Below are 19,227 nucleotides of genomic sequence, written 5' to 3'. Positions count from 1 at the left end.
GCGCGCGGGGCCGCGAGGGGGATGGGACGAGAGGGCGCGAGCCGTGAGCCCCACCGGGGCCGGGCACCGAGGGGGCGCGCCCGAGAGCCACCGCAGACCCCGCCCCCGGCCCCGAGCCGCTGACCGTCCCGAGCATGTCCGCGGGCCCGGACTTCGTCCTGCGCCCCTGGGAGATGAGCGATCTCCCGCTGATCCGGGAGGCCTCGCTCGACCCGTACATCCCGCTGATCACCACGATCCCGGCCCCCTACTCCGAAGCGGCCGCGGAGGCGTTCGTCCGCAGGCAGTGGGAGCGCGCGGCCACCGGCGCGGGGTACCCGTTCGCCATCGTGCGCTCCCGGGACCGGCGCCCGGTCGGCGCGATCGGGCTCTGGCTCCGGGAGCTGCCCGAGGGCCGCGGCTCCCTCGGCTACTGGCTCACCGACCTCGCCCGCGGCCAGGGCGTCGCCCGGGCCGCGCTGCGTACGGTGACGGGCTGGGCCCTGCGCGACCTCGGCGTCCCGCGCCTCCAGCTCTACATCGAGCCGTGGAACACCGCCTCCGCCCGGATCGCCGAGGACATCGGCTTCCGGCGGGAGGGGCTGCTGCGCGGCTGGCAGCAGGTGGGCGACGAGCGGCGGGACATGGCCGTGTACGCGCTGCTGAACGGCGACGGGCCGGCGGATGGCCGGGCGGTAACCGCACACTGAACACCGAGGCGTTACGATCGCGGGCACCGCTGCCGACCAGCAGCCGACCACCGGCAGCCGAGCTCCAGGAGTACCGACCGTGTCCGCACCGCGCATCGGCGTATCCATCGTGACCATGGGAGACCGCCCGCAGGCGGTCGATGCGCTGCTGGCGTCGGTGGCCATGCAGGACGTCCGGCCCACCCGGCTCGTGATCATCGGCAACGGTACGGCCCTCCCGGACTACACCTCCACGCCCGGCCTGGAGAACCTCGACGGCGGGGTGACCACCATCGAGCTGCCGGAGAACCTCGGCTGCCCGGGCGGCCGGAACGAGGGCCTGCGCAGGCTCGCCGAGATCGGCGACGTGGACGTGGTGATCGAGCTGGACGACGACGGGCTGCTCGTCGACAAGGACGTCTTCCGCCGGGTGCGGGACCACTTCGCGGCCGACGACCGGCTCGGCATCGTCGGCTTCCGGATCGCCGACGAGACCGGCGAGACGCAGCGCCGCCATGTGCCGCGTCTGCGGGCCGGCGACCCGATGCGCGGCGGCCCGGTGACGGCGTTCCTGGGCGGCGGCCACGCGTTCTCGATGAAGATGCTGGCGGAGACCGGCCTGTGGCCCGCGGAGTTCTTCTTCACCCACGAGGAGACGGACCTGGCCTGGCGGGCGCTGGACGCGGGCTGGAAGGTGGAGTACGACCCCGAGCTGCTGCTCCAGCACCCGAAGACGTCCCCGGCCCGGCACGCGGTCTACTACCGGATGACGGCCCGCAACCGCGTCTGGCTGGCCCGCCGCAACCTTCCCCTCCCCCTGGTCCCCGCCTACCTCGGCACCTGGACCCTGCTCACGCTCGCCCGCACCCGCGACCCGAAAGGTCTGCGGGCCTGGGCGGGCGGCTTCGCGGAGGGCGTCCGGACCCCGTGCGGCGACCGGCGCCCGATGCGCTGGTCCACGGTGTGGCAGATGACGCGGCTGGGCCGGCCGCCGGTCATCTGACCGACCGGAGCCGCACCGTTCAGGTCTCGGACACGCCACAATGGAAGGGCTTCCAGATCTGTTGCGAGGGAAGGCCCGTCTTCCATGGCCGAGGAACTGCCTCACCGGCACGTCACGCTCGACGAGGTGGCCGCGCTGGCCGGTGTGTCGCGGTCGGTGGCCTCCCGGGTGATCAACAACGCTCCCCACGTCAGCCGGGCCAAACGTGAGTCCGTCGAGAAGGCGATCAGGAAACTCGGCTACGTACCCGACCCGAAGGCGCGCGCCCTGGCGACCCGTCAGGCGGGCGCGGCCGCGCTGGTCATCTCCCGGGACGACCCGGAGGTGCTGACGGACCCGTTCTTCGGGCAGCTCATCGCCGGAGTGGCCGGCGCCCTGGAGGAGGCCGACCTGCACATGATGCTGTGCGTGGCCGCCACCCCGCGCGGCCGGGAGCGGGTGGAACAGCTCGTGCGCTCCCGGGCCGTCGACGGGGTGATGCTGACGGCGTCGCACGAGGACGACCCCCTGGCCCGGATCGCCAAGGAGGGCCCGCTGCCGGTTGTCTTCGGCGGGCGCCCGGTGGACTTCGAACCGCGCTGGTACGTGGACATCGACAACGTCGGCGGCGCGCGGGAGGCGACCGAGCACCTGCTCGCGCGGGGGCGCACCCGGGTGGTCACGATCTGCGGGCCGCAGGACACCGAGGTGGCCAGATCCCGGTATCGCGGCTACCGGGAAGCCATGACGCTCGCCGGTCTGACGCCCCGCCCGCCCGAGACCGGGGACTTCTCCGAAGCCGCCGGAGCCACCGCCATGACCCGGTTGCTGGAAGCGCATCCGGACCTGGACGGGGTGGTCGCTGCCAACGACAACATGGCGGCGGGCGCGTTGCGCGCGCTGCGCGGAGCCGGCCGGTCGGTGCCCGCGGACGTGGCCGTGGTGGGGTTCGACGACCTCGCCGTGGCGCAGCTCACCGATCCCGCGCTCACCACGGTCCACCAGCCCATCCGGGATCTCGGGCGCGAGATGGCCCGGATGCTCGTCGGGGTCGTCGCGGGCCGTACGGCCGGCCCGTTGATCCTGCCCACGCATCTGGTGAAGCGTTCCAGCACCTGAGGGGCCGACCGGCCGTGTCGGCGGCAAGCCCGGTCGCCGATTCGGGGAGCGCTTCCAGCCCAACCCATCCTGTCCGATCCATTGTCGGCCCTCTGGTGCCGCTGCTACTTTCTGGAAGCGCTCCCAGATTCTCCGCAACGCAGGCGTCCTCCGCCGCACTGTCGTGCCGTCAGCGGACGCCGAGCCTGTCCCGCACATGGGTTTCACGGCACAAGGAGGCCGAGATGCACTCCCGCACGAGATCACGTCGGTTCCCCGCACGTCACTGGCTGCTGGCTCCGCTGGCCGCCCTCGCGCTGGTCTTCCAGCCGATGACCGGCCCCGCGTACGCCGTCGGCGGCAGCTTCACCGACAACTTCGACTCCTACGACACCGGCCGCTGGCACAAGGCCGACGGCTGGTCCAACGGAGGCATGTTCAACGCCGGCTGGCGCGCCGACCACACCTGGTTCAACGGCGGCGTCATGGGCCAGAACCTCGACGTCGCGAACTGCCCCACCGGCTGCTCGGGCAAGCCCTACGCCTCCGGCGAGTACCGCACCAACGAGCTGTACTCGTACGGCCGCTTCGAGGCCCGGCTCCAGGCGGTCAAGCGCGAAGGCACCGTGACCGGGTTCTTCACCTACACCGGGCCGAGCGACGGTCAGGCCTGGGACGAGATAGACGTCGAGATCCTCGGCAAGAACACCACCCAGATGCAGACCAACTACTTCACGAACGGTGTCGGAGGCCACGAGACCGTCATCGACCTCGGGTTCGACGCCTCCGCCGGGTATCACGACTACGCCATCGAGTGGTGGGACCAAGGCACCATCAACTGGTTCGTGGACGGCAAGCTCGTCCACCAGGAGAACGGCTCCCGCGGCCCGCTCCCCACCCGTCCGATGCGCATCATGACCAACCTGTGGCCGGGGACCGGGGTCGACGGCTGGCTCGGCCCGTTCACCTACCCGGGCACCGCGCTGACCGCCCGCTACGACTGGATCAAGTACACGAAGTACTGATGGCCGGGAGAGGAAGCAGGGAAAAAGACCAAGAGCCCCCGGCCGGCTCAACGCCGGTCAGGGGCTCTTGGCGGCAGACGAGTCGTGCTGTACGCCGGGGTCTGTCTCCCCATCGCTACGCCCTGGGCGGATACCGAGAAGCCCCCCCGTGGCTACCTTGACGGCCACGCAAGGCCGGGCAGGACAGACCAAGACCACTGATCACCACATCGACAGAATGACACCAACTGGGTATCATTCTGTCATGCTGTACGAAACGCCTCTCCTTTCCGCTGCCGACCATCACGTACTGGCCGAGGTCGTCGAGATGCGTCGGGCCCTCCAGCATGCCGTACAGCAAGCGCCCGCTAAGTGGACTCTTGATCTGCGTCGGCACTTGACCGCGTCGGCGATCGCCGGATCGAACACCATCGAGGGGTACGAGGTCGACGCTCGGGACGTCGCCGACCTGATGGATGATGCTCAGGAGAAGGTGGATGTCACTGAGGCAAACCGCGCGGAGACCGTCGCCTATCAGCAAGCGATGACCTACATCCAGTCGCTGCACGGCGTTCCTGACTTCGAGTACAGCAAAGGTCTGCTGAATGCGCTGCACTGGATGCTCCAGGGGCACCACCACCCTCGAAAGCCCGCTGGGCAGTGGCGGCAGGGGCCGATCTTCATCACCGCAGCCGGTGACCCTCACGCAACGGAGTACGAAGGTCCCCACGAAGACGAGGTGGCCCGCCTGATGGGTGAGCTGGTCGACTGGCTCAACACCGGTGACACCGATTCCGACCCGCTGGTGCGCGCTGCGATGGCGCACTTCAATCTCGTCAAGATTCACCCCTGGGCCGACGGCAATGGGCGTATGTCCCGGTCGCTGCAGACGCTCCTGATCGCCCGTGAGGGTGTCCTCGCGCCCGAGTTTTCCTCCATCGAGGCGTGGTTGGGGATGCCGGGACACACCTGGGACTACTACAAGGTGCTCCGCGAGGTGGGTGGCCCCGTCTACAGCCCGAAGCGTGACACCAGCCCGTGGATCCGGTTCAATCTGCGCGCTTACCACGAGCAGACCCAAAGGGTGCAGCATCGAGTCGATCGCTCCAACCAGTGCTGGATCCAGCTGGACGAGCAGCGTGACGAGCTCGGTGTTTCGGAGCGTCAGGTCACCGCTCTGCACGAAGTTGCGATGATCGGGCGGGTGCGTCGTTCTCGGTATGAGAAGGCGGAAGGGATCAGTGAACAGCAGGCGCAGCGTGATATGCAGCACTTGATGCGGGGGGACCTGTTGACGCCTGTAGGGAACACGAAGGGGCGGTTCTACGTGCCGGGTGACCGGTATCCGCAGAACGTGCTGGCTACGGCTGCCGCTCGCCACACGATCCGTGATCCCTACGGTGATGCTGCCTAAAGGTGACGGGCCGTAGAGGCCGGGTTCCTGGTCGGGGTGCGGAGGAGCTGAGATCAAGGAGGGCAAGCACCACACCCCAGCCGTCTCGCCGGTACGCGACCGGCACCGGGCCCGGCGCGCCGTACCCCACGCGGTCGCGCGTCCTGCTGGAACCGTCGGTGCCCCTCGTACAGATCTCGGCCCGGCAGGCGGGCGGCCCAGCGGGTTGATGATCACCAGTGGATAAGGTGTGCCCATGCCACGCGTACGCCTTGCCCTCGTTGGGGCCCTTGCCGGGATAGCCGCCCTCACTGCCTGCTCGTCGAGCAGCAACGGGGCGGATTCCGCATCCAGCCCGAAGGGCGGCGACAAGCCCGCCGCCCCCGCTGCGAAGCCGATTACGAAGGCGCTCACACAGGCGCAGCTCACGCAGGCTCTGCTCGGTGACGGCGAGATGCTGCCCGGCTGGGCGTTGCACGGCGACAAGGACGTGACCGAGGGGCAGTACTGCAACAGCTCCGACAAGGAGGCGGCGCCGGCGGGTTGGGTGCGCGGCGGAGACTCCTCGTACGAGTACAACGGCTCCACGAACAACATGGCCTACGTGGACATCTGCCTCTTCGACTCGGAGGAGAACGCGCACGCCACCTACACGGAGTGGAAGGGCGCCGAGACGAACAAGCAACAAGCTCCCGAGCCCGCCGTCGGCGACGAGAGCGTCCTCGTCATCGACCCCGGCGCCAGCGAGGACACCGTGTACGGGTACGTCCGCTCGGGCAAGGCCAACATTCGCGTACGGATCGAGGGCGGCACGGGCGATGACCCCTCGGGCGCCCAGGCCACGATGACCGCAACGCTCAAGCGCCTCCAACAGCTCCAGGACAACAAGGCCGCCACGGTGACGGCTCCCGACGAGCAGGTCACCGCCACCAATTAGCCCGCCGGGGCCGAGCTGCTTTCACGGCTGCACACGTAGCCGAGAGACCCCGGTTCTACCTGTACGGACCGAGGTTCCAGCCGGGTCCTGAATTCACGAAAGAAGAGCCCCCGGCCGGCTCAACGCCGGTCAGGGGCTCTTGGCGGCAGACGAGTCGTGCTGTACGCCGGGTTCTGTCTCCCGGTCGCCTCGCGGCGGCCGGGGAGACGGCCATCCATCTAGGGCCGGCATTGCTGCCGGCCTCGTGCGGTCTACCCGTGAACTCGGGCGAGCAGCCCTCGAACGTTCACGCAGAGCCGTCCCATTCCTGGCACGACCCCTTTTGACCTTGCTCCGAGTGGGGTTTACCTAGCCGCCTGAGTCACCTCAGACGCTGGTGGTCTCTTACACCACCGTTTCACCCTTACCCGCGACCGAAGTCCCGGGCGGTCTGTTTTCTGTGGCACTGTCCCGCGGGTCACCCCGGGTGGCCGTTAGCCACCACCCTGCTCTGTGGAGCCCGGACGTTCCTCGGGAGAATCCGGGGATCCTCACGCGGCCGTCCGCACGACTCGTCTGCCGTGATCGCCATCGTACCGGGCTATATCGACCGACCGCCCCGTCGGTGCCCCTCAGCCGAAGTCCCCGGTCTCCAGATCGAAGGCGAAGGGCTCGGGCAGCGGAAGCGGTTTCCCGTACGGGATCGTGAGGCGCTGGCGGTAGTCGTCGTTCTCCGGATCGCTGAACAGCGTCACCGAGCTGTCGTCCCGGTCGATCAGGAGGTAGAGCGGGATGCCTCCGCGCGCGTAGCAGCGTCGCTTGGCCTCGCGGTCGGCCTGGGGCTTGGTGGAGGTGACCTCGACCACCAGGGCGACGCCCTCACAGGGCATCCAGGGGTCGGCGCCGCGGAAGAGGCGACGCCCGGTGGGGGCGAAGGTGCCGTCGGGGATGGCGTGGTTCTTGGGGCAGCCGCCCCCGCTACGGAGCTTCAGGCCCTTGTTCCCGGAGAAATCCATGTCGGTGCTGGACTTCCTCAGCACCTGCTTCAGAACCAGACTGATGTAGTCCTCGTGGTCCCCGTCCGGCGGCGGCGTCACGACAATCTCCCCCTCGATCAGCTCGGCCCGGAAGCCTTCCGGCGTGTCCAGGGCCAGGAAGCCCTCCAGAAGGACTTCTGCCTGCGTGAGCGGCTCGTGCGCCATGGCAGTCATGTCACGCTCCTTCCTCGGTCGCTCGCCAGACTGGGGCATCGGGGGACCAGCCGTCCGTGAGAGGGGAGTTCTTCCCCCGATCGTGGCACAGGACCGCTCGACGTGGACGAAAGAGCGGGGAGGCGGGAAGGAGCGTGCCGCTTGACCTTGTCGCAGCGGCAACGTTTCTACTGGCCGCATGCGTATCGGAGAGATCGCCGCGCTCGTCGGAGTCACCTCCCGGGCCGTCCGGCACTACCACCACATCGGCCTCCTGCCCGAGCCCGCCCGGCAGGCCAACGGCTATCGGTCGTACACCGTCCGCGATGCCGTGCTGCTGGCCCGGATCCGGCGGCTGACCGAAATCGGGCTGTCCCTGGACGAGGTGCGGGACGTACTCGCCGACGACGCGGGGCGGGAGCTGGCCGAGGTGCTCGGGGAGCTGGACGCCGATCTGGCGCGGCAGGAGCGGGAGATCCATGAGCGGCGGCAGGTGCTGGCCGTACTGCTTCAGGCGCCGCTGACCCCGGACGGGCCGCTCTCCCCCGCCCTCGCCGCGCTGCTGGAGCACGCGCCCGCCACCACGTCCCCAGCCGCCGCGAAGGACCGTGAGCACCTGTCGTTGCTGGACGCGGCGGGCGACGGGGCCGGGGCCGAGATGTTGGCCGCGTTGCGGCCGCTGGCCGAGGACCCGGGGGTGCTCGCGCTGTACGAGCGGCTCGACGAGCTGGCCGGGGCCGGGGTGGACGACCCGCGCATCGAGCCGCTGGCGGCCGCGCTGGTCGCCGCCGTACCGGACGAGGTCCTGGCGGTCATCCCCGAGGGGGAGCCGTCGGCGACGGGGTTCGGGCGGGTGCTGCTCGACGACTACCCGCCCGCGCAGCGCGCGGTGGTGCGCCGGGTGATGGAGGAACTGGCCGAGCGGGTGCGGAGGAGGGAGACGTCATGAGGGCACGGGTGGCGAGGGGCCTGCGGGTCGCGGTGTGGGCGGTGCTGCCCGGGGAAGTGGTGTTGGTGGTCTGCCTGGTGGCCGGGGTGCGGATCCCCGGCGCCGTTCTGCTGGGGGCCGAGGCGCTGCTCGTCGGGATGTTCGCGCTGGAGGCGTACGTGATGTGGCCGCTGTACGCCGCCCGGCGGCGGGCGGGCGGCACACGGCGGGAGGCCGGGCTCGCCGCGGTGCGCGCGGCGGTGCCGGTCGCCCTGCGGCGGCTGATCGTGCACGAGTTCCGGGCGCTGCACAGCCTCGGGCTGTGGGCCGTACGCCGCCGCCACCGGATTCCGGAGGGGGCCAGGCCGTTCTCCTACACCGAACCTCAGACCGGGATCATGTGGACGTTCCTCTTCGTCTCCGTCGTCGAGACCGTGGTGCTGGCCCTGGTGATCCCCTGGCCGCTGGTCCACGCGATCGTGCTCGTGGTGGACGTGTACGGGATCGTCATCGTCCTCGCCCTGCACGCCGCCGCGGTGACCCGGCCGCATCTCGTGGAGGCCGACGGTTCGCTGCGGCTGCGGTACGGGGCGTTGTTCGACCTCCGGGTGCCCGCCGACGCCATCGCCTCCGCCCGGGTGGACCGGCGTTTCCCGGACGGAGGGCTGGTCCGGGTCGACGAGGACGGGTCGCTCGATCTGGCGGTGGGGAGCCAGACGACGGTGACCGTCGAGCTGACGGGGCCGGTTGAGTTCGTGCGGCCGCTCGGGCGGCGCGGGAGCGCCCGGGTCCTCCGCTTCCACGCCGACGACCCGCGGGCGGCGGTCGCCGCGCTCACCGCTCCCGGACGGGCCGCACCGCCCCCGTCCTCGCTCACGCCGGAGCGAACAGCACCGTCTTCGACGCCGGCCCCGCCCGCGTGAGCCGGACCCGCAGCCGTTCCCCCAGCGGGAGCGGGGCCGCGCCGCCCTCGATCCGGCCGACGACCGCCGGATCCCGGAGGTGGACCGTGCCCACGGCGGGGTCGCGGTCGGCGACTTCGACGACGTACGCGTCGAAGAGTTCGCCCACCCGCCCCTCCAGCAACGCGGCCTCGATCAGGTCGACGCAGGCCCGCTCCACGGTGCCGGAGCGGCGCGTCCCCTCGGCCATCTCCTTCGGGAGGGCGGGGAGTGCCTCCCGTACCCACTCGGGCGCATCCTTCCCGGCGGTCGCGGCGAGGCAGAGTTCGGAGGCGTACCGGTCGACCAGGCGGCGCAGCGGCGCGGTGCAGTGCGTGTACAGGTCGGCGACCGCCGCGTGCACGGCGGGGTCGGGGAGTTCGCCGTCCTCGAAGACGGTGTAGCCCGCGCCGCGCAGCAGGGTGGTGCACTCCTGGAGGAACGCCGCGTGGTTGCTCCTGCCTGGGTCGAGGGAGCGGACGACCTCGGCGTACGGGACGTGGTGCGGCCAGTCGATGCGCAGGGCGTGGGCGGAGCGCCGCAGCCGGGCGACGGCTCCGTCCGGGGCGATCGGCAGGGTGCGCAGGATGCCGGTGCCGGTGTCGGCCATGAGGTGGGCGGCGGCCATGCCGGTGAGCAGCGAGATCTGCGCGTTCCAGGTCTCGGCGGGGAGCGTGGCGCGGTAGGCGAGGCCGTAGGAGCCGTCGTGCTCGGTGATCTCCTGCTCGGGGACGTCGAGCGAGATGCCGCCCCGGGCTACTTCCTGTTCGGCGCGCAGCCGTCCGATGTCCCGGAGCAGGGCGAGGGGTTCCTCGGCGGTGCCCGCGTCGATCTGCCGCTGGACGCCCGCGTAGTCGAGCTTCGCCCGGCTGCGGACCAGGGCCCGGGTCACGTCGGTGGCGACGGCCCGCCCGTCGCCGTCCAGGTCGATCCGCCACAGCGCGGCCGGGCGCGTCTCGCCGGGGAGGAGGCTGGCGGCGCCCTCGGAGAGGACGGTGGGGTGGAGCGGGATGCGGTCGTCGGGGAAGTAGAGCGTGGTGACCCGGCGGTGGGCCTCGGCGTCGAGCGCACCGCCCGGGCGGAGGAACGCGGCGACATCGGCGATGGCGTAGTGCACCCGGTAGCCGCGCCCGTCCCGCCGGCGCTCCAGGTGCATCGCCTGGTCGAGGTCGGTGGAGGCGGGCGGGTCGATGGTGAGGAAGGGGAGGTCGGTGGCGTCCTCGTGGGCCGACAGGTCCGGGTTGCGGGCCGCTTCCGCCGCCTCCGCGAGCGCCTCGGGCGGGAAGGCGCCGGGCAGGTCGGGTTCGGTGCGCAGGGCCCGCAGGGCGGCCCCGAGCGAGCAGTCGGCTGCGCCGGTCATACGCAGGTGGCGGCGGGGCATGGCCCGAGCGTAGGCCGGGAGGGGGCGGGCGGCATCCGGGGCGCCCGCCGAGGCCGCTCCCGGTTCGGTAGGACGTCGTACGGGAACCCCCACCCCCGTACCCTTGCCGAGGACCCGGCGAGCCCGCACGCCCACCGGGTCCGCGCTCGCCGTACGTACGAAGGAGAACCGCCGTGCTCGTGCTGTTGCCGCCCTCCGAAGGAAAGGCCGCCTCAGGGCGCGGGGCTTCCCTCAAGCCGGAGTCGCTGTCGCTTCCGGGGCTCGCCCCGGCCCGTGCGGCGGTGCTGGACGAGCTGGTCGAGCTGTGCCAGGCGGACGAGGAGAAGGCCCGTGAGGTGCTGGGGCTGAGCGTGGGGCTCGCGGGCGAGGTCGGCAAGAACGCCGAGCTGCGCACCGCCGGCACCCGGCCGGCCGGGGAGCTGTACACCGGCGTGCTGTACGACGCCCTCGACCTGGCCTCGCTGGAAGCGGCCGCGCGACGCCGGGCGGCCGCGTCGCTGCTGGTCTTCTCGGGGCTGTGGGGCGCGGTCCGGATCGGCGACCGGATTCCCCCGTACCGCTGCTCGATGGGCGTGAAGCTGCCCGGTCTCGGCGCGCTCGGCGCGTACTGGCGCACCCCGATGGAGACCGTGCTGCCCGAGGCCGCCGGGGACGGGCTCGTCCTGGACCTGCGGTCCTCCGCGTACACAGCGGCGTGGAAGCCGAAGGGCACGGTGGCCTCGCGGACGGCGAGCGTGCGGGTGCTCCACGCGCAGATCGTGGACGGGGTGGAGAAGCGGTCCGTGGTCAGCCACTTCAACAAGGCGACCAAGGGCCGGCTGGTACGCGACCTGCTGGTGGCCGGTGCCCGGCCGAAGGGCCCCGCGCAGTTGGTGGAGACGCTGCGGGATCTCGGTTACGTGGTGGAGGCCGAGGCCCCCGCGCGGGCCGGGCGGCCGTGGTCGCTGGACGTGGTGGTGACGGAGATCCACTGACCCGCCCCGCGGAGATCCACTGACCCGCCCCGCACCCCACCATCATCGTTGCGTCCTGCGCAACGCTCGTTGCAGATAGTGGGTTGCGCGCGGCAGGATGACCTCATGACCTCCTCCGTGCCGCCCGCCGCGTCCTCCGCCACAGCTGCCCCCGCCGCCTCCGTGCTCGATCTCGCGCCCGTCGTCCCCGTCGTCGTCCTGCACGACGCGGCCGACGCGGTGCCGCTGGCCCGGGCGCTGGTCGCGGGCGGGCTCCCGGCGATCGAGGTGACGCTGCGGACGCCCGCCGCGCTGGAGTCGATCCGGGCCATGGCCGCCGAGGTGCCGGGCGCGGTGGTCGGCGCGGGCACGGTGATCTCGCCGGAGCACGTGCGGGAGACGGTGGCCGCCGGGGCCGGTTTCCTGGTCAGCCCGGGGTGGACGGACGCGCTGCTGGAGGCGATGAAGGCGTCCGGCGTGCCGTTCCTGCCGGGTGTCTCGACCACCTCCGAGGTGGTGGCCCTGCTGGAGCGCGGGGTGACCGAGATGAAGTTCTTCCCGGCCGAGGCGGCGGGCGGCACGGCCTATCTCAAGGCCCTCTCGGCACCTCTCCCCCAGGCCCGCTTCTGCCCCACCGGCGGCATCTCGCTCGCCTCCGCGCCCTCCTACCTCGCGCTGCCCAACGTCGGCTGCGTGGGCGGCAGTTGGATGGTCCCGGGCGACGCGGTGGCGGCCAAGGACTGGGACCGGGTGGCCCGGCTCGCGGCGGAGGCGGCCGCGCTGGGGGCGTAACCCCCTCAGCGCACGTCAGACAGCACCTCGGCCTGCACCTCAGCGCACGATCTGCACCGCGTACAGCCCGCCGATACCCAGCGCCAGCACCCCCAGCAGCAGCCGCAACGCCGTTTCCGGCAGGCACGGTTGGAGGCGGGCGCCCAGGTATCCGCCGCACAGACCGCCGAGACCGCAGGCCAGGCCGAGCGACCAGTACGGGGCGATGTCGCCGGTCGTGGTGAGGGCGAGCAGGGCGTACGTCCCCGCGCCCACGACCGAGGTCACGAAAGTGGCGGCCAGCGCGGCCGGGGCCACCTTCGCGACCGGCATCCCGCGCCCGACCAGAATCGGGCCGAGGAGCGAGCCGCCGCCGATCCCGTAGATGCCCCCGGCGACACCGACGGCCATGGCGAGGCGGGTGATGGTCCGGGGCGACGGTTCTCGTACGGAAACGGAAGCGGCGTGCGTGGCGCGGCGCAGCGTACGGAGGCAGAGCCAGCCGCCCAGCGGGAGCAGCAGCCCCGCGATCAGCAGCCGGAAGACCGACGGGCCCGGCACCGCGAACACCCGGATCACCGCGCCGACGACGACCCCGGGGACGGTACCGAGGACGAGCAGCCGGGTCAGCGGGCCGCGCAGCCCGCCGCTCCTGTGGTGGCGCAGCAGGGCCCCGGGGCCGGCCACCACGTTGTAGAGCAGGTTGGTCGGGGTGACCGCAGGGCTCGGCACCCCGAGCACGCTGATCTGGACCGGCAGCAGGAACACCGCCCCGGACACCCCGACCGGCGCGGTCACCACCGAGATCAGCAGCCCGGCGGCGAAGCCGAGCAGCCCGGTCGACCAGGACATCGCGGCCTCGGTTCCGGCTAGCGCAGGTGGGAGGTGTCGTTCAGCAGGCGTACGGAGGCGTTGCCGTCCTCGTAGTAGGCGACCGTGGAGATCGAGGCGGCCGACAGCTCCATCCTGAACAGCGCCTCCGGCGGGGCTCCCAGCGCGAGCCGGACGAACGTCTTGATCGGCGTCACATGGGTGACGAGCAGGACCGTACGGCCCGCGTACCGGGCGACGATCCGGTCCCGGGCGGCCGCGACCCGCTCGGCCACCTCGGCGAAGCTCTCGCCGCCGCCGGTCGGGGCGGTGTCCGGGGAGGCCAGCCAGGCGGTGAGGTCGTCGGCGTACCGCTCCCGTACCTCGCCGAAGGTCAGCCCCTCCCACGCGCCGAAGTCCGTCTCGCGCAGGCCCTCGTCGATCCGGACGTCCAGGCCGAGGCGGGCGGCGACGGTTGCGGCGGTCTCGCGGCAGCGGCGCAGCGGGGAGCTGACGATCTCCTGGACGGTGCCCAGGGCGGCGAAGTGCTCGGCGGCCCGCTCGGCCTGGTCCCGGCCGGTGGCGGAGAGCTCGGGGTCGGTGCCGCCACTGCCGGAGAACCGCTTCTCCGGCGTGAGGGCGGTCTCGCCGTGCCGGAGCAGGACGAGGGTGGCGGGTGCGCCGAGGTCGGGAGCCGATCCCCAGCCGGCCTGCGGCGTCTCGGCGGCCTCGGGGCTGCTTCCCACCGGCTCCGGAACGGCTGCTGCCTCCGGCACCCCGGTCTCCGGCACGGGGAAGAGCGTGTCCGCCTCCGGGGCCGCCGCGCCGCGTGCCGCCGCCAGCGCCGCGCGGGCCTTCGCGGCACCCGCGGCGTGGTCGCCGGGCGGGCCCTGGACTGCCGGTGGAGGGATGTTCACGGTGCGGGCGGACGGGGCGTCGAGGGCGGCCGTCGAGGCCGAGGCCTCCCACTGCCGGCCGTCGCGGCCCGCGTCCATCGCCTCGTTGGCGAGCCGGTCCGCGTGCTTGTTCTGCGCGCGCGGGATCCACTCGTACGTCACCGAGGACGGCGGCAGGATCGCGGCGGCCCGGGCCGCCAGCGGCTTCATGTCGGGGTGCTTGATCTTCCAGCGTCCCGACATCTGCTCGACGACCAGCTTGGAGTCCATCCGGACGTGGACCCGCAGCGCGTCCCCGGCGTCCGGGAACAGCGCCTTCGCGGCGGTCAGACCGGCGATCAGGCCCCGGTACTCGGCGACGTTGTTCGTCGCGACGCCGATGTACTCGGCGGCCTCGGCGAGCGGCTCGCCGGTGGCAGGGTCGATGACGACCGCGCCGTAACCGGCGGGCCCCGGGTTGCCCCGGGATCCGCCGTCGGCCTCGACCACCACCTGGCGGGCGACGCTCATTACAGACCCGACTCCGAGGTGCGGACCAGGATGCGGTGGCAGTTCTCGCAGCGCAGGACCGTCTCGGGGGACGCGGCCCGCACATCGCCGACCTCGGCCATGTTCAGCTCCAGGCGGCAGCCCTCGCAGCGGCGCTGGTAGAGCCGGGCGGCGCCGACCCCGCCCTGCTGGGCGCGGAGCTTGTCGTACAGCTTCATCAGGTCGGCGGGGATGACCTCGGCGACGACCTGGCGGTCCTTGGTCACCGTGGCGGCCTCGGCGTCCAGCTCGGCGGTCGCGGCGTCCCGGCGGGCGGTGGCGTCGTCGACCTTGGCCTGGACGGCGGAGACCCGCTCGGTCAGCTCGGCGACCCGCTCCTGGGCGGCCTCGCGGCGCTCCATGATCTCCAGGACGACGTCCTCCAGGTCGCCCTGGCGCTTGGCGAGCGAGGTGATCTCGCGCTGGAGGCTCTCCAGGTCCTTGGGCGAGGAGACCGCGCCGGAGTCCAGGCGCTGCTGGTCGCGGACGGCGCGCTGGCGCACCTGGTCGACGTCCTGCTCGGCCTTGGTCTGCTCGCGGGTGGTGTCGCTCTCCTCGGTGGTGGAGGCGACCAGCAGGTCACGCAGCTGCGTGAGGTCGCTGCTGAGCTGCTCGATCTCGGCGTGCTCCGGCAGCGAGGCGCGCTTGTGGGAGAGCTGGGCGAGACGCGTGTCGAGGGCCTGGACGTCGAGAAGTCGGATCTGGTCGGCGGGCGCGGCGTTCAGTTGGGGGCTCCAGAGGAATGGTGGGTGGTCCAGGGGTCGGTGACCTGCTTCGAGACGTGGACCCGCAGGTCCCATCCGTGGCGGTCGGAAAGCGCGTCGAGCTGGGCGGCGGCCTGCTCGCACCAGGGCCACTCGGTGGCCCAGTGCGCGGCGTCGACGAGGCCGAGCGGCGAGTGCTGCACGGCCTCGGACACCGGGTGGTGGCGCAGGTCCGCGGTGAGGAAGGCGTCGACGCCGGCGGCGCGCACGGCGTCGAAGAGGCTGTCGCCGGAGCCGCCGCTCACGGCGACGGTGCGCACGGGCGCCTCCGGATCGCCGGCGAGGCGGATGCCCTGCGCGGTGGCGGGGAGCCGGGCGGCGGCGCGGGCGGCGAAGGCGGCCAGGGTCTCGGGGTGGTCCAGCTCGCAGATCCGGCCGAGTCCGCGCCGGCCGGCGGGGTCGGTGGGGTCAGGGACGAGCGGTCCCGTGACGCGCAGGTCGAGGGCGCCGGCCAGGGCGTCGGAGACGCCGGGGTCGGCGGTGTCGGCGTTGGTGTGCGCGACGTGGAGCGCGATGTCGTGCTTGATGAGGGTGTGGACGACGCGGCCCTTGAAGGTGTCGGCGGCGACCGTCGTCGTCCCGCGCAGATAGAGCGGGTGGTGCGTGACGATCAGCTGGGCACCGAGCTTCCGGGCCTCGTCGGCGATCTCGTGGACCGGGTCGACGGCGAACAGCACCCGGTCGATCTCCGCGTCCGGATCGCCGCAGACCGTGCCGACCGCGTCCCATCCCTCGGCCCGCTCGGGGGGCCAGAGGGCGTCGAGGGCGGCGATGACTTCAGACAGACGGGGCACGGGTCAAAGGCTACCTGTCCGGGGTGGTCCGTCGCCCCTGACCGCCGGACCTGTACGCCAGGACCGGCGGCCGGACACGAATCGTTACTTCACCAGGCCCGGGCCGAGGTGGTCACTTCACCAGGTCCGCGCGGAGGTGGTCACTTCACCAGGTCCGCGCGGAGGTCGTCGAGGACCTGGCCGGCCGAGGTGACGCCGAGGCCCAGGTACCAGGTCTCGTCGGAGACGTCCTTGGCCCGGCCCTCCTTGACGGCCTTCAGGTTCTTCCACAGCGGGTTGGAGCGGGCGGTGTCGCGCTGGGTGGCCTTCGGGTCGCCGTAGACACCGGTGAAGATCCAGTCGGCGTCCGCCTCGTCGATCTTCTCCGGGCTGATCTCGGCGGCGAGGTCGTCGATCTGCTGGTTCTTCGGGCGCGGCAGGCCGACGTCCTGAAGGATCGTGCCGATGAACGAGGCCTTGGCGTAGAGCCGGAGGCGGTCGGGCATGTAGCGGACCATCGACACGGTCGGCTTGTCGGAGCCGATGTCCTCGCCGAGCTTGACGGCCTTCTTCTCATACGCGGCGAGCGCCGACTCTGCCTGCTCCGTGCGGTCCAGCGCCTGGGCGTTGAGGAGGTAGTTCTCCTTCCAGGTGAAGCCCGGACGGATGGAGAACACGGTGGGGGCGATCTTGGACAGCTCGTCGTACTTGTCCGCGGCACGGAGCTGGCTGCCGAGGATCAGGTCCGGCTGGAGGCCCGCGATGGCTTCGAGGTTGAGGCTGTTGATCGTGCCGACGCTCTTCGGTTCGCCCGCGTCCTTCTTCAGGTACGAGGGGATGGCCGCGTCGCCCTCGCTGGGGGCGTAACCGACCGGCTTCAGGCCCAGCGACACCACGTTGTCGAACTCGCCGACGTCCAGCACGACCACACGCTTGGGCTCGGCCTTGATCTCGGTCTTCCCCATGGCGTGGGTGACCGTACGGGGGAACTCGCCGGCCGCGGCGCCCGTGCCGTACGACGCGGTCTTCTTCGCCGCGTCCGCGAAGTCCTTGCCGCCCGTGGCGACGGCGGCCTTCTTGCCGCCGCCCGCTTCGGACTTCGCCGCGTCCGCGTCGCCGCCGTCGCCCCCGCAGGCCGACAGGGAGAGAGCGGCCGCCACGGCCAGGGCTACGGCGGCGGTACCGCGGGGGCGTTGGGACATCACTTGCTCCAGTTGTCCGCGTACGTGCGCTGGGGGCACGGATCTATGGTTAGGGCTGCCTAACCATAGACACGGCCATCTCCGACAGCACACTCACCCCTGCCACCTCAGGAGAAGCCGGGCATCGCCACCCTTATGTGTGAAGTGCGGTGGCTCGTGTTGTTCGGCTGGAAGTGCGAAAACTAGCTTTCGTAGCCGGAGGTGACGAGTCCATGACTGCCTGTGCCATCGAGGGGGGATCCGCCGGGGCCGCCGCGACGGCGGACCCGGAAGCGGAACCCGAACCGGAAGAGCCCGTAGAGCCCGCAATGCCCGCAGAGCCTGCAATGTCAGCAAAGCCCGGAGAGCCCGCCGGGGCGGACGGGGAGGCCGGGGAGGACAGGGAAGCCGGGCAAGCCCGGGAAGCCCGGGGCGACGAAGAAGCGGAAGCGTCGTCCACGGAGGGCGACGCGCGGCCGCACGCCGACGACGCACCCCTCCCCGGCGGCTTCACGCTCACCGCGGACGGGGCCTATGCCGCCCGGCTCACCGCGGCTCCCGGGCCGCCGGGCGAGCGCGCCTGGTATCCGGAGCGGTGGACGCTGGACGGGCCCGAGCCGTACGCGGTGCCCCTCCCCCTCGATCAGCCCGAGGAGCCGGACTCCCAGGTGGCCCCGCTCGCCGACGGGCGGGTGCTGATCCGGCGGCGGGTGGCGGACCGGCAGATGTTCTCGCTGCTCTACCCGACCGGACCCGGGACCGGCGAACTCCTGCTGGGTGCGGTCGGGTGCGCGGAGATGACCCTGCTGCCGTCGTCGCCGGACGGCCGGTGCGTGTACGCCTTGTCCGCCGGCGAGCACGAGTCGTCGCTCTGGCTGGTGGCGGGCGGTGCGTTCGGGCCCGAGGAGGTCGCTCGGATTCCCGGACGCTGCTCGGGCGGGGTGTGGCTGGACCGGGCGGGCCGGATACTGGCACTTGACCGGCAGGAGCCGGGCGGCGGACCGGTCAAGGCGGTCGCCGTGGACCTCGGGCGGCAGGGCGAGGTGACGCCGCTCCTCCAGATCGCACCGGGCAGCGACGACCGGCTGCTGCTCGCGGACGCCGACAGCGGGCTGCTGCTGCTCCGCTCCGACGCCCCGGGCCACGACCGGCTCGGCTGGGGGGTGCTGGGGAGCTGTCTGCCGGTCAGGTTCCCGGAGTGCCTGCGCCTCGCGGACGTGGCGGTGACACCGTTCGCGGTGCAGCCGGGCCAGATGCTGATGCCGGAGAGCTGCGCGGTGGCGCTGCGGATCGACGGGGCCCAGGGCAGCTGGGTGGGCGTCTGGCGCCCGGCGGGCCGGCAGCTGCACCAGTTCGCGGCCCCGCTGGGCTGGGTGCCGGGGGCCGGGTACTGGAACCGGGACGGCGTGCTGCGCCTGCCGTACGCGAACGGGGCGACGCCCTGCGGCGTGGCGCTGCTGGATGCCCCCGAGGACGTGGAACCCTCCTCCGTGACCGGCCGTACGGGTGGCGGGGAGGGCGGACCGGAACCGTCCGGCGCCGCCGCCACTCCCTCTGTGTGTAAGCCCGTTCCGTTGGGGCAGGCGCCTCTGCACAGGGCTGCTCGACCTGATTGAATTCAGGTCCTGGGCTACGCGGCCGCACCGGGCGGGCACCGACGGTGACCGCGCCGGATGGCGGTGGCGGGCTTGCGACACACGTAGACGCGACACAAGTAAGCGATCACAACGGGGTGACTTCCCACATGTCCGAAGCACGGACCGACACGACCCAGCAGCGCCCGACGGGGGCGGACGAGGGAGCCGGAACCGGTGGTTCCGGAAAGCACCGAGGGGGCGCGTCGGCGGAGAACACGTCGGTGCAGCCGCACGGCCGCCACCGTCGGCCCGCCGAAGCGGAATCCAGGGCGGCCTGAACCGCCGAGCAGTGCACCGAGGAGGGGGGGGGGGGGGGGGGGGGCGGCCCGGCGGGGGCGCCGGGCGGAGCGCGGGGGAGAGGAGACGTGAAAAGCGCGTGCCGAAGCAGGTGCGAAGCCACACCAAGCCCAAAA

Annotated in this window: 18 protein-coding genes and 1 other RNA gene; 11 read left to right on the top strand and 8 right to left on the bottom strand. The window is 72.2% G+C overall.

From position 1 onward, the window contains the following. Positions 1–134 precede the first annotated feature (134 nt). From JS521_RS23580 to JS521_RS23555, 6 genes are all read left to right on the top strand, one after another. Positions 135–689: a GNAT family N-acetyltransferase gene (locus JS521_RS23580; protein WP_205084945.1), complete on the top strand. Its 555-nt coding sequence runs from the start codon at positions 135–137 to the stop codon at positions 687–689. 79 nt (positions 690–768) lie between these two features. Beyond that, positions 769–1,671: a glycosyltransferase family 2 protein gene (locus JS521_RS23575; protein ID WP_205084944.1), complete on the top strand. Its 903-nt coding sequence runs from the start codon at positions 769–771 to the stop codon at positions 1,669–1,671. Between the two features lie 84 nt (positions 1,672–1,755). Then, the gene (locus JS521_RS23570; protein WP_205084943.1) at positions 1,756–2,769 is read left to right on the top strand and encodes a LacI family DNA-binding transcriptional regulator; all 1,014 of its coding nucleotides are present in this window, start codon (positions 1,756–1,758) and stop codon (positions 2,767–2,769) included. 224 nt (positions 2,770–2,993) lie between these two features. Continuing rightward, positions 2,994–3,773, top strand: coding sequence for a beta-glucanase (gene bglS / locus JS521_RS23565; RefSeq protein ID WP_205084942.1), 780 nt, complete (start codon positions 2,994–2,996; stop codon positions 3,771–3,773). Positions 3,774–4,017: 244 nt separating this feature from the next. Further along, entirely contained in the window at positions 4,018–5,166 is a 1,149-nt protein-coding gene (locus JS521_RS23560; RefSeq protein ID WP_205084941.1) for a Fic family protein, read from the top strand. Between the two features lie 235 nt (positions 5,167–5,401). After that, positions 5,402–6,082, top strand: coding sequence for a hypothetical protein (locus JS521_RS23555; protein ID WP_205084940.1), 681 nt, complete (start codon positions 5,402–5,404; stop codon positions 6,080–6,082). A 146-nt stretch (positions 6,083–6,228) separates the two neighbouring features. On the opposite strand, the gene rnpB is transcribed toward JS521_RS23555, so the two are convergent. Next, positions 6,229–6,636: RNase P RNA component class A (gene rnpB, locus JS521_RS23550), an RNA gene on the bottom strand. A 57-nt stretch (positions 6,637–6,693) separates the two neighbouring features. Beyond that, complete coding sequence (locus tag JS521_RS23545; protein WP_205084948.1) at positions 6,694–7,263, bottom strand: Uma2 family endonuclease; 570 nt, start codon at positions 7,261–7,263, stop codon at positions 6,694–6,696. Between the two features lie 187 nt (positions 7,264–7,450). Between JS521_RS23545 and JS521_RS23540 the strand changes: the two genes are divergently transcribed. Together JS521_RS23540 and JS521_RS23535 are read left to right on the top strand one after the other, a co-directional pair. After that, entirely contained in the window at positions 7,451–8,200 is a 750-nt protein-coding gene (locus JS521_RS23540; RefSeq protein WP_205084939.1) for a MerR family transcriptional regulator, read from the top strand. Then, on the top strand, positions 8,197–9,102 hold the full coding sequence (locus JS521_RS23535) for a hypothetical protein (protein ID WP_205084938.1): 906 nt from the start codon (positions 8,197–8,199) through the stop codon (positions 9,100–9,102). Before JS521_RS23540 ends, JS521_RS23535 begins: the two co-directional genes overlap by 4 nt. Here the strand turns inward: JS521_RS23535 and JS521_RS23530 are convergent. Beyond that, positions 9,053–10,480 carry an RNB domain-containing ribonuclease gene (locus tag JS521_RS23530; protein ID WP_205084947.1) on the bottom strand — a complete coding sequence of 476 codons (1,428 nt, stop codon included), beginning with the start codon at positions 10,478–10,480 and terminating at the stop codon, positions 9,053–9,055. The two genes, JS521_RS23535 and JS521_RS23530, sit on opposite strands and share 50 nt — an antisense overlap. A 194-nt stretch (positions 10,481–10,674) precedes the next feature. Between JS521_RS23530 and yaaA the strand changes: the two genes are divergently transcribed. After that, entirely contained in the window at positions 10,675–11,475 is an 801-nt protein-coding gene (gene yaaA / locus JS521_RS23525) for a peroxide stress protein YaaA (protein WP_205084937.1), read from the top strand. 105 nt (positions 11,476–11,580) lie between these two features. Further along, positions 11,581–12,246 carry a bifunctional 4-hydroxy-2-oxoglutarate aldolase/2-dehydro-3-deoxy-phosphogluconate aldolase gene (gene eda / locus JS521_RS23520; protein WP_205084936.1) on the top strand — a complete coding sequence of 222 codons (666 nt, stop codon included), beginning with the start codon at positions 11,581–11,583 and terminating at the stop codon, positions 12,244–12,246. 39 nt (positions 12,247–12,285) lie between these two features. Here the strand turns inward: eda and JS521_RS23515 are convergent, their stop codons facing one another. The 5 genes from JS521_RS23515 to JS521_RS23495 form a co-directional block, all read right to left on the bottom strand. Next, positions 12,286–13,077, bottom strand: coding sequence for a sulfite exporter TauE/SafE family protein (locus JS521_RS23515; protein WP_205084935.1), 792 nt, complete (start codon positions 13,075–13,077; stop codon positions 12,286–12,288). A gap of 17 nt (positions 13,078–13,094) precedes the next feature. After that, the gene (locus JS521_RS23510) at positions 13,095–14,441 is read right to left on the bottom strand and encodes a bifunctional RNase H/acid phosphatase (protein WP_205084934.1); all 1,347 of its coding nucleotides are present in this window, start codon (positions 14,439–14,441) and stop codon (positions 13,095–13,097) included. After that, positions 14,441–15,184 (bottom strand): zinc ribbon domain-containing protein, encoded by a 744-nt coding sequence (locus tag JS521_RS23505; protein WP_205084946.1) that lies wholly within the window; start codon positions 15,182–15,184, stop codon positions 14,441–14,443. The genes JS521_RS23510 and JS521_RS23505 overlap by 1 nt, the downstream gene beginning before the upstream one ends. Then, complete coding sequence (locus tag JS521_RS23500; RefSeq protein ID WP_205084933.1) at positions 15,181–16,017, bottom strand: Nif3-like dinuclear metal center hexameric protein; 837 nt, start codon at positions 16,015–16,017, stop codon at positions 15,181–15,183. The genes JS521_RS23505 and JS521_RS23500 overlap by 4 nt, the downstream gene beginning before the upstream one ends. Before the next feature lie 140 nt (positions 16,018–16,157). Next, the gene (locus JS521_RS23495) at positions 16,158–17,198 is read right to left on the bottom strand and encodes an ABC transporter substrate-binding protein (RefSeq protein ID WP_205084932.1); all 1,041 of its coding nucleotides are present in this window, start codon (positions 17,196–17,198) and stop codon (positions 16,158–16,160) included. Between the two features lie 212 nt (positions 17,199–17,410). Here JS521_RS23495 and JS521_RS23490 point away from each other — a divergent pair, with 212 nt between their 5' ends. After that, positions 17,411–18,793, top strand: a complete 1,383-nt coding sequence (locus JS521_RS23490; protein ID WP_205084931.1) for a hypothetical protein — start codon at positions 17,411–17,413, stop codon at positions 18,791–18,793. Positions 18,794–19,227: the final 434 nt, after the last annotated feature.

The organism is Streptomyces durocortorensis, assembly GCF_016901035.1.
GTDB lineage: Bacteria > Actinomycetota > Actinomycetes > Streptomycetales > Streptomycetaceae > Streptomyces > Streptomyces durocortorensis.
The sequence above is the reverse complement of the archived record's forward strand: the minus strand, read 5'-3'. Positions and strand labels throughout refer to the sequence as shown.